Annotated in this window: 8 protein-coding genes and 1 pseudogene; 6 read left to right on the plus strand and 3 right to left on the minus strand. The window is 48.0% G+C overall.

Going from position 1 to position 10,877, the window contains the following annotated elements; all coding sequences use genetic code 11:
- Positions 1–40: 40 nt before the first annotated feature.
- Positions 41–2,440 (minus strand): ABC transporter permease, encoded by a 2,400-nt coding sequence (locus B157_RS0107320; protein WP_020601840.1) that lies wholly within the window; start codon positions 2,438–2,440, stop codon positions 41–43.
- A gap of 485 nt (positions 2,441–2,925) precedes the next feature.
- Between B157_RS0107320 and B157_RS0107325 the strand changes: the two genes are divergently transcribed.
- Positions 2,926–3,486 carry an antitoxin Xre-like helix-turn-helix domain-containing protein gene (locus B157_RS0107325; protein WP_020602709.1) on the plus strand — a complete coding sequence of 187 codons (561 nt, stop codon included), beginning with the start codon at positions 2,926–2,928 and terminating at the stop codon, positions 3,484–3,486.
- Complete coding sequence (locus B157_RS0107330; protein ID WP_020602710.1) at positions 3,486–3,953, plus strand: RES family NAD+ phosphorylase; 468 nt, start codon at positions 3,486–3,488, stop codon at positions 3,951–3,953. The genes B157_RS0107325 and B157_RS0107330 overlap by 1 nt, the downstream gene beginning before the upstream one ends.
- Before the next feature lie 248 nt (positions 3,954–4,201).
- Here the strand turns inward: B157_RS0107330 and B157_RS0107335 are convergent, their stop codons facing one another.
- Entirely contained in the window at positions 4,202–5,017 is an 816-nt protein-coding gene (locus B157_RS0107335; protein ID WP_041951956.1) for an alpha/beta hydrolase, read from the minus strand.
- A 468-nt stretch (positions 5,018–5,485) separates the two neighbouring features.
- Between B157_RS0107335 and B157_RS0107340 the strand changes: the two genes are divergently transcribed.
- The 4 genes from B157_RS0107340 (at position 5,486) to B157_RS0107355 (ending at position 10,269) form a co-directional block, all read left to right on the plus strand.
- Positions 5,486–5,761, plus strand: a complete 276-nt coding sequence (locus tag B157_RS0107340) for a hypothetical protein (RefSeq protein WP_020602712.1) — start codon at positions 5,486–5,488, stop codon at positions 5,759–5,761.
- 224 nt (positions 5,762–5,985) lie between these two features.
- Entirely contained in the window at positions 5,986–6,783 is a 798-nt protein-coding gene (locus B157_RS0107345) for a CPBP family intramembrane glutamic endopeptidase (RefSeq protein WP_026308554.1), read from the plus strand.
- Positions 6,784–6,913: 130 nt separating this feature from the next.
- Positions 6,914–8,572, plus strand: a complete 1,659-nt coding sequence (locus tag B157_RS0107350; protein WP_020602714.1) for an IS1182 family transposase — start codon at positions 6,914–6,916, stop codon at positions 8,570–8,572.
- A gap of 56 nt (positions 8,573–8,628) precedes the next feature.
- A complete protein-coding gene (locus B157_RS0107355) occupies positions 8,629–10,269 on the plus strand; it encodes an ISL3 family transposase (RefSeq protein ID WP_084761771.1) in 1,641 nt (546 codons plus the stop codon).
- Positions 10,270–10,617: 348 nt separating this feature from the next.
- Here B157_RS0107355 and B157_RS40410 read toward each other — a convergent pair.
- Positions 10,618–10,877: pseudogene (locus tag B157_RS40410) on the minus strand (IS110 family transposase); the annotation flags it as partial.

Genomic DNA, 10,877 nt, shown 5'->3' on the forward strand with positions numbered 1-10,877 from the left:
GGCAGGTGTTCTTTGAAGCCGTAACTGGCACGCTACCAGTCTATTCGTCACGTAACGCATTTACTGGATTACTCCGTGTAAGTTGCCACGTTTGAAGACCAATCAAGATGACAATGCCGATTAGGAAAATTAGGCCAATACTTATCACCGATAGCCAATTGATCGTAACGTGATAGGCAAAACCTTGTAGCCAACTTTGACCCAGCCAATATAACAGCGGAAGAGCCATCAACATTGCTAACAGCATCGTACCTATAAATTCCTGCATAAATAACCTAGCCAAACGGCTTACACTCGCTCCTAATATTTTTCGGATAGCCATCTCTTTGGCTCGTCGGACCATACTCACCGAGACTAGACCCACCACCCCAATTCCTATGATGAGCATAGCAAGTAAAATAGCTATACGGGATGCCTTCTCTAGACGAAGTTCATGCTGGTAGAGTTGTTGCACCGCTTCATCCGCAAATCCATAGTCAAAAGGATCTTGGGGCAACAACTGGCGAAATCGCTCTTCGAGCTTCGCTATCGCCTGGGGTAAATTGTCGGTTTGTAGTTTAATCGAAAAGTAGGTGAACAAATAACCACCCCCATTCACGTGACCGATGGCAGTAGGCTGAATCTTGTCTCGTAGGGAATGAAAGGCAAAGTCTTTGGTTACTCCAATAATGGTTATCGGCTTAGAGTAGCCTTGAGTGTAAACAGGACGACCAACAGCCTTTTGAGGTTCAGAAAAGCCTAAGGCCTTACTGGCTGACTCATTGAGTACGAGTTCATCATTCGATTGACCTGACAAGTAATAGCGACCTGCTAGCAAGGGAATTTGGTAGGTTTGTAAAAACGATTCATCGGCCTGAATTAGGAAAGTTGGAACCGCTTGGGTCGAATCTTTTCCAGCACCAAAGAGTGGCATTATATAGCCAGCTCCGCCTTTCAGCGTTGTAGAGGATAGGCTAACGGCTTTTACTTGAGGTAGCCGGGCCAGTTCCTGGCGGATCGTGGCCATACGGGCTACCCCCTCTTTGGTCCAATCGCGGGGCAACGAGACTAGCATTATTTCTTCTTTATCATAACCCGCCTCTTGCGTGAACAGGTAATTCAGTTGCTGAGAGACCAGCAACGCCCCCCAAAAAACGGTCAATGCCACCGTGAATTGAACCGTGATTAACAAGCGCCGAAACAGAATGCCTTGCTGGACCGAGCCAAAGCGTCCTTTGAGCGATTCGATAACTGGCCCCTGCGCTAACTTAAACGCTGGATACCAACCCGCGAAAAGGCCCATCAGTAGTGACAACAGCAATGCACTACCCGCTTTCATGGCTGAAATTTTTAGTATGGATTCCAAAGGACTATCCAATACGGTGGAAAACCAGGAACGGCTACCTTCATACAAGAGAAGCGATAAGCTAAAGGCCAGTAGGGCCAGCAGCAGGGATTCCACCAAGTATTGACCAACCAGCTGCGCTTTGCCGCTTCCCATCGCTTTGCGTACGCCTGTTTCCAGGACCCGATCTGCGGCATTGCTTAAGGCTAAATTGGCCAGATTGATTAGGGCCATCAACAATACAAATAGGGTAATGAGCGAAAGCGTATAAACAGTTTTCGAGATGATGCCTTGGTTAAAGCTGCGGTAATAATCAGTAAGCCTCGTGAGGAAAGGATGTAAGTTCTCTTGGATGGCCACTGGCGTATGCTTGGCCAACAGGTGTTGAATCGGTCGGGCTAAGTCCTGGGGTTGAACACCCGGTTGCAATTGTAGAAAAGACGTAACATTGTTCACCGCCCAATCCTCAGGATTGGATCGGCCTTTTAAGCTATTGAAGGGAATAAACAGATGAACGGGTGTATCCCAAAGGTAAGTAACCGAGTTCTTAGCCGGTTTTGCCAGCACGCCGGTGATGACAAAATCTTGCTTTTTGCCCTCATAGTTGGTTAGCTGTACTACTCGTCCAAGTACATCGGTTCGACCAAAATAGCGTAGGGCATTGGTTTCGGTAATGACCAAGGCGTTGGGGGCCGTTAGGGCGGTTGAGGCTTGGCCATACAACAACGTAAACCCAAACATAGTAAACAGTGTGGGATCACCCATTTGCGCTACTTCCCGAATAAAATGGTGGTTACCGACCGATACGGCGGTAGTAATGGCATCAAAGCGGTAGAAGTTGGCGACCAGGTTGGGGTAGTCCGTAGCTAATGCTTTGGCTAGCGGAGCCAAGGTTGCGTCTTCGTATCCCATGCCTGTTTGTGTCCACTGACTCCGCAGGATATACTGTTGGGTAGCTTGGTGGAGTTGGCCATTGACCTGCCATTGCTGCCAGACAAAATTGGTAATAAGTTCAGTAAAAGCTAGACTGACAGTCAGGCTTAGTAGGGTCAACAAGGCATAGAATTTACGTTTCCGCAACTGTCGGAACGCCAACAGCAGATCGTTCTTGAGCATACTAGTAACAATTTGGCTCAAGGTAGATAATGTGCTGCTGACGAGCCTGTTAATAATTGTTAATGGCTCTTGTGTAGCTCCCTTTACCAACTAGTTTACTCGACTAGACGATTATTGCCTAGTTATGGAGCCGACCAAAATTTAAACTAATCACGACTCAACTACCCACTTTCTTTACCTAATTTTTCGTATCGTTAAACGCCCATTTTCTGAAGCAGACGATGAAGGTTCTATCGTCTCAAGTAGAAGCGTTTAAAGAGCCGGTGTTTTTTACTATCTGTCCAATACTATCCGTAGCATACGGCTTGTAGTAGAAGTCGACTTATGTTTAGTTGGGCTGGTTCGAAAACCATAATTATGTGACTCGATCTCCTACATTTTTCCTGCATGATTTGATGCCATAACCAAATTCTTGTTCGTTACCGTGCGTTATAACTGAACTAATGTTATATATTAGGGGAAATGTTCAGTTTAATCAACAACCCATGGTACATACCCGAATCCAGTCGGCCAGGTCCCGCCAGGGACAGGCTATTATTCCTCAGGCCCAGCGCAAAGCCTCCCGGGCGTTAGTTGATGAGGTAGCCGACCTGAGCGGACTAAGCAAAAAAGAAATGGCGACCCTGATCGGGTTAACCGAACGGGCCCTGTACAAAACAACAACTGGCGATTTTTCGGTGCTGATTTCAGAACATTTATTCCGGCTCAAAGCCTTGTTTGAACACGGATTAGCAGTGTTTGACCAGCATAAAAAAACCTTAACCAGGTGGCTGAAGACCCCACTGGCGGAACTGGCCACCCCAGAAACGGGCTTCGATCCCCTCATTCAATCAGTAGCGGTCAGGCCACTGGACGAAATCAGTCAGACTACCGGCCCCTACGACCTGCTGGCGGCCGCCAACCAACGGGAAGCGGAGTTTACCGCCGAGCTGACCAGCTCTGAGTCCGTAGCGTATCCTACGCCCCTGTCGTTGCTCAATACGGCGACGGGTATTGGGCTGGTGGATGATGTCTTTACCCGCATCGAATACGGAGTATTTAGCTAATGGATGTTTACAGAATTCTGAAAGAACCGCATTGGAATGACCCCCTGACGGTGGTGGGAGCGGAGAAAGCCCCTGGCCGCTGGAACCCCAGAGAGCAGGGAATCCTGTATACGGGCTCCTCACCCGCTTTGACCCTGCTGGAAATTATGGTCCACCTACCCGAGGTAGCCTATGAGGCCCTACCCGCCCTGCGCCTGTTTACGCTGCGCCTACCCGAGAATGCCTTGCGCTGGATCAACCCCCAGGCCCTGCCACCGGGCTGGGACCAACCCCAGGCGTTAGCCGTCACACAAACGTTTTTTTCTGAATGGCTGGAAAAGCCCACCGAGTTAGGGTTGGCCGTTCCCTCGGCCGTGTTGCCGATCTCCTACAATTACCTGTTACACCCTAATCACACTCAGTTTGGGGATATACAGATCATTGGCCAGGTGAACCTACGGCTCGAACGCCGACTTTGGAAACGGTAGGGGTAAGGCTTACTGATCATTCATTCCTGAGGTGAGCGACAAGCATTTAGAAGGGCATAACCAAACAAACAGGTGTACGGCCCGCTCCGGCGTACCGGCTGCCGATAAATCTTTCGTTGATGCAGCGATTGATGCAGCGGGCCGCTTTTGCTTAAACTACAAAGTTTTCGTCTCGCAGGGGAGCTTTATGTGAGAATAAGTAAACAGTTAGTCAATTACCATAAAGAATCGTCAACCGATTGATTTAGCTAATCTCCAGCTAGTAATTTTTTCAGCAGTTGCCTGGTTTGCGGATGATTTAAAATGGTGGCATGGGTCGAGTTAGGAATCACTAAAAGCTGATCATGCTGGCTTAAAACGGAATTTAGCTGATAAGCCGTGCTGTGGGGGTTATCCGTGCTAACGACGATAACTGGACTCGGAGCCTTCTGCACATCCTGATCGGTGAGAAAGGTAAAGCCATTCACTGAGGGAAAAGGATAATACATCAGATCGGTAAAGCGGTCACTAAAGTCACCACCGGCTGACGAGGGGTCAATCAGGAAAGTGAACTTGGGTTGATTGGTGGAGGCTAGATGAGCCGCGATCCGACCGCCTAAGGAGTAACCACAGATCACAATCTCATCTTCCAGGTAGCGACGCTTCAGGGAGTCGTAAACGGTTTGCGAGTCGCTGTAAAAGTTAGCGAGGCTGATTGCGCCTTTACTTTTGCCATGTTGCCGATAATCCGTAATCAGCACATCATACCCATACTGAAGAAATTGGGGGGCAATCAGCCCCCAGTTGGCTAAAGTACCCCCACCTCCTTTCCAAAAACAAATCACGCCTTTAGCTTGAGGCGCTTTAAACAGCAGGGCACTTAGCAAGCCCCCTTGGGGAGCCTTTATGGTAAGTTCCTCCACCGGCTCGTTAAAGTTGAACTTATAGTCACTCGGTAAGGAGGTGGAACGGTACTGTTTGGTTTGCTGATCTTTGATGCTGAAAAGAAATAAGTAAATGCCAACATAGGCGGCCAAAACGACCGGTAGGCTAATAAAGAACCACTTTGTCCATCTTCTTTTCATCGCCCTTGTGCTCTAATTTCGGTAGGGTCAAAGCTAAGTGGCTGAAGGATAATGGCTTTATTAATAAATGTTAAACATTGCGCTCAGGAGTTATGCATTAGCCACGCCCTATTTAAGAAGTAGATATATGAATACTCCTTTGTCTTATGAGGGAGCCTTATTTGAGAATTCGAAATTTTCCTAGCTTACCGACTATTTCTTGAAATGTTTAACTCATCTGTCCTTCTACAGCCAAAAAGGGGCAATTCTCTGCACATCCTTTTGATAAATTGATTGCCTTGGAAATAGTACTTTTCTTAGTCAAGTTGCATACGGAGGATTATGTTAATGAACTATTCTTAGATTGACTGCCCTATACAAGCCCTGAAAATAGGGGAAAACAGACTATTGAGTCACCACCCAACAGGTGCCGAAGGAAAGTGGTAAATTTGAGACTAAAAAGCCCTCTAGGATAGGGGTAATAACGTCATGAATAAAGAGATTGAAGCCAAGAACCTAGTGCAGTTTCGCCTAACCGGAACACCTGATGGTAACCTGCTAGTGAGTTTTTACCAGTTGGATGTCTTCAATGAGCAGGCCGTTAATTGGCATATTGCCAGTCTGCTGGTGGAGAACAAGCTAGGGGCTCGTGTGCTTTACGAGGGGAATTTGTCGAATAACACGGCCTATCCAACGGCGATTAGTAACCTTTTGGAGCGGGTAAATGTGTACGTCAATTGCGTCAGGATCGAGAAAGTAAACTAACGGCCTTTCAGTATTTGGTTATCATAATGCTTACTTATAAAACAGTTCTCAGAGGCAGTGCGATTCTGACCTGATCTTTACATCGCGATAAATTTACCCTCTGTCTCAATTCATTGACTCCTATTATTGGGATGTCTACTCCGCAAATAGTGAGGTTCGTCTGAATTTGAAAGAAGACGACTAGGCATAACACCAAATTTGTTTGACTTCACTCACTTACTCAGATGAGCAGAACACTTACTTTAGCTGAACCAGCCACTATCAAACCCCTTACCTTTCCCTGTGCCTTACTTTACTTTGGCCTATCAGCTTTAGGATTTCGGATTTGTGTTTATGAATTAATGCCTTACCTAATTAAAATTGGGGTTGGTTCCTTCGCAGCTTTTATTGGCAGTTACTCCTTGGCCTTAGTGGGGTTGATGCTGGCTGCTGTAGCGGCCTTGTACCGGGATGGTTTCCCTTTAAACCAAACGACTTTCCAACATCGACTGCGCTTTAAAAGTATGGCATTCCGGGCATGGTGCTGGACAATCGGCTTGTTCTTAGTGGGCTTTCTCTTAACTGGTTTATTGATTCCCTCGGCTCAAGCCATTGCTCGTCTACCTACTTTTCAACCACCGCCATTTCTGCCTGATATTTTAAATCCACTTACTCCAAAGACGAATACCCTCACGCATTTCATGGGCGTATCCTTAGCGGGTCAATGGTGGGTCTTAATCATTTATGGGGTGTTTTTACTAGTATTCAATTTACTCGGTGAGGAAATCTGGTTTCGTGGGTATTTACTTCCACGTCAGCAGATTCAGCATGGCCGTTGGACTTGGCTAATTCACGGTTTCTTGTGGACTTTGTTCCATCTTCCGATTTATCCTTGGTATCTGTTTTACTTGCTACCGACAGCTTTAACAGTAAGTTATGCCGCCCAAAAGACAGGTAGTAGTTGGGCTTCTTACTTAGTACACGGGTTAGGCAATGGATTATTAACGTTTATCCCCTTAACTATGGGCATTTTATCAAATTGAATATTAGCAAGATGGTGTCCTAATATGTATTACGGAGATGCTGGTTCAGCGTCACTTTAGATACTGTTGGCGAATTCAGCTTTTGAGGCCTAAAAAGACTATCTTCAGTTTCATCTAAGCCTCTTTCGCTATGTCCTTGCAGTCCCAACTCATGCTTAGTATTCCTCGGCAAACCGTCCGCGTTGCCCGGGCCGCTTTTCCACAAGGTAATCGCTACATGCAATTGAGAGATACGTTGGGCACCATCTATGACGATAAGCTTTTTGCCGATCTCTTCCCTAAGCGAGGCCAACCAGCTCAAGCCCCCTGGCAACTGGCTCTAGTGACGCTCATGCAGTTCATGGAGAACCTGTCTGATCGGAAAGCCGCCGATGCGGTCCGTAGTCGAATCGATTGGAAATACGTTTTAAGTTTGGAGTTGACCGACGCCGGATTTGACTTTAGTTTATTGTCCGAATTTAGACAACGACTTCTAGCAGGCAATGCTGAAGAACTACTTTTAAATCGCCTGCTTGACTGCTGCCAACAGCAACAATGGCTCAAAGGACAAGGTAAACAACGAACCGATGCCACCCATGTGCTGGCCCGCATCCGGGCTATGAACCGACTGGAGTGCGTCATCGAAACGATGCGGCATGCACTCAACAGCCTGGCCTTATTAGTTCCTGACTGGCTAAGTAGTCAAGCGCAGCCAGATTGGGTCGGCCGCTATGGTCATCGTGCTGAAGACTTTCGTCTACCCAAAACCATGGAAGAACGAATCAAATATGCCCAACAGGTCGGCCAGGATGGGTATACGCTGTTGGAAAGCCTTGACCGTTTCTATGAGCCAACCTTGCTCTGGCAACTACCGGCTATTGATACGCTTCGTAGGGTCTGGCTTCAGCAATTTCAATTAATTGACAATCAAGCACTCTGGCGAACTGAAAAGGATGGCGGTTTGCCCCCTTCTGCTCGCTTCATCAGTTCCCCTTATGATTTACAAGCTCATTATAGCCGTAAAAATACGACCAGTTGGGTGGGCTATAAGGTGCACCTAACCGAAACGTGCGAAGATGATAAGCCGCATCTGATTACGCAGGTAGTCACCACAAGCGGCACCAGTTCTGATTTATTGGCTCTCCCCGTCATTCACCAGGCTTTACAGGACAAAGGCCTGAGGCCAGCTATCCATCTGGTGGACACCGGGTATGTTGACGCTACCTCGCTGGTGGAAAGTCAGGAGCAATTCAAGATCGATTTAGTAGGCCCTGCCCGAATGGATGTTAAATGGCAGGCCCAAGCTGGGGAAGGCTTTGCCGCTGCTGATTTCAAGCTGAACTGGACGACAAAGCAAGCCACCTGTCCCCAGGGCCAGCTTAGCAAATCATGGTCAGAAACGATGGAGAAGGGCCATCATCGGGTGGTTATCAAATTTTCTCAAAAGCAATGCATGCCCTGTGCCTTTCGGAGTAAATGCACTCAAGGGAAGCGCCGTACGATTCACCAACGTTCAGGCGAGTATTATCAAGCGTTAGTAAAAGCCCGAGAACGAGAGCGTTCAGGCAGTTATCAAGAGATGTACAATCGTCGGGCAGGCATTGAAGGGACTTTTTCTCAGGGCGTTCGCGCCTTCGGCTTGCGTCGATCTCGGTATATTGGCCTGACCAAAACCCATCTTCAACATGTGTTAACGGCAGCAGCAATTAATTTATGCAGGTTAGACGATTGGCTCAACGAGCGACCAAGAACGACAACACGGCAGTCAACTTTCGTCCAATTAATGGTAAAAAAAACAGCCGTTAGCTGAATTCGCCAACAGTATCACTTTAGGTGAATCTTGGTAGTTTTCTTTGTTAAGTGGGTATGGACCTTTCCCCACTTCTGCCCCCTGGATTCCTATTCTGCAACCAGAAATTCACCCACGATTCGCTCGTTATTGGGCTGATCGCCACCGATGCGGTCGGCACTTGCCCCCTCTGTCAGACGCCCACCAGTCGCGTGCATAGTTTCTACCAACGCACCTTGGCTGACCTACCCATGGGTGGTAAACGCATCAAGCTCCTGCTGCGGCTACGCAAGTTTTTCTGCCCACTAGCTGACTGTCCTCGCAAAGTATTTGCTCAATCATGCAACTCCGTCTGTAAACCCTATGCCCGTAGACTCCTCAGAGCGGATCAACAGATCCAGACCATTGGGTTACAGGCTGGTGCCAAACCAGGGGCTCGCTTATGCCAGACCATAGGCCAGTCCGTCAGTGCCTCCACCGTCCTGCGCGTCATCCGCAAAACCCCACGGCTAGTAGTGGAAACCCCCAAGCGATTAGGCGTTGATGATTTCGCATTCAGGAAAGGGCGCAACTATGGTACAATTCTAATTGATCTGGACGGGCACAAACCCATCGATCTGTTGCCTGATCGAGAGGGTAAAACGCTGGAAACTTGGCTCCAGAACCATCCTGGCATTGAGTTGGTAACGCGTGATCGATCGAGTGTGTATGCCAGTGCAATCTCATCCGCTTGTCCTGATGCTGTTCAAGTGGCTGACCGGTGGCATTTGCTCAAAAACCTATCCGAAGCAGTCGAGCGGTTTTTGGACACCCAACGGCCTGCCATCCAGGAAGCAGCTCTGGCCGGTGTGCAACCAGCAGAAAATCAGGCAGCTACAACTGTCACTACCTTAATGGAAACGGATTTGCCCCAAACTACTACTGAGCAACCAGTCCTTTCACCAACCCAGAATCAGCCAATACCTACCGAAAAACGATATGCCGTTTACCAACGGACGAAAGAGTTGCAGCGTGAGGGGCATGGCATTCGGGCCGTCGCCCGCCATTTGGGGGCAGCCCGTAACACCATTAAGCAGTATTTTCGACAAGATCAGTTCGTACCTCGCCCCAAACCAAAACGCTCGAATTTGTTGAATTACGAGACATATCTGCGAAAGCGTTGGGTAGAAGGCGAAACCAATGTCAAGGTACTCCTGGAGGAGATTAAAGCCCAGGGCTACAATGGAGAATACACGATCTTGACGACCTTCTTAGCGGATTATCCGCGTTTAGTTCAAGAACCCGCGCTACCGCCAGCTCAGAAAGGTGTTCGTTACTCAAGTCGCCAAGTAAGTCGGTTGCTGGGGCTGCCTGAATGCGACTGGCCAGTGAAGGAGTGGGCTTTTCTAAGTTATCTGGTAGGTCAAAACGAGGCTATTGGTCAGGTGCGGGACTTATGTCTGCGTTTCAAGGTGATGATGAAGGACAAAAAGCCCGATGAGTTGGCTCAGTGGTGTAAGGAAGCAAGTGGCTCGGTCGGGTTGAGCAATTTTGAGAAGGGTCTTCGTCAAGACTATGCAGCGGTTCAGCAAGCGATTGGTTCTATATGGAGCAATGGACAAACAGAAGGGCAGGTGAATCGGCTCAAAACGCTGAAACGGCAGATGTATGGCAAAGCCAGTTTTGACCTGTTGCGCATTCGGGTGTTGGCCCGAAATTGGACTGGTCCCCCAAAATGACGCTGAACCAGTTTACTCCGAAATACACATCCTAATACAGTCTTTGACAAATTATTGATAAAGTCGACTAACATAATCATAGTTGTGCGATTCGTTCATCCTAAATGATTGCGAGATCAGAGACGGATGACAAGATAAGGAAGTAACTCCGAGTCTTGATAACTGAGTATTCGTGAGGGTGCGAGTCCCTCTCTCCCGGTGCAGGAGTAACAGCATCGCCCCTACGGTAGCGACTGGCCATCAATCCGTAAAGCGGGGCGAGAAGGCGGTAACTAGGAACCCAACCTGGAATCCCCGTCGAGTAAGAGACTATGGATAGCGTAAGCGAACGGGGCCGATTTCTATGATCTATACAAGCGTAGGCTTATAGTTTTCGTCATAATTTCGATCGTCTCGGATACAGGCGAAAATGCGAAGCACAAGCTTGTTACGCACATTGTTAATAACGAGCATTTTGTTCTTGCCCTCCGCTACTTTTCGTTCATAATACGTCTTCAGTTCTTGACAATGTTGTATCGCCGATAAAGCAGCTAAGTGGAGTAAGGATTTGACCACGCGGTGGCCGCTTTTTTATTGGCCATCTGGCTAACTTTAGGCTTCCCTTTACG

The sequence above is a fragment of the Spirosoma spitsbergense DSM 19989 genome, from assembly GCF_000374085.1.
GTDB lineage: Bacteria > Bacteroidota > Bacteroidia > Cytophagales > Spirosomataceae > Spirosoma > Spirosoma spitsbergense.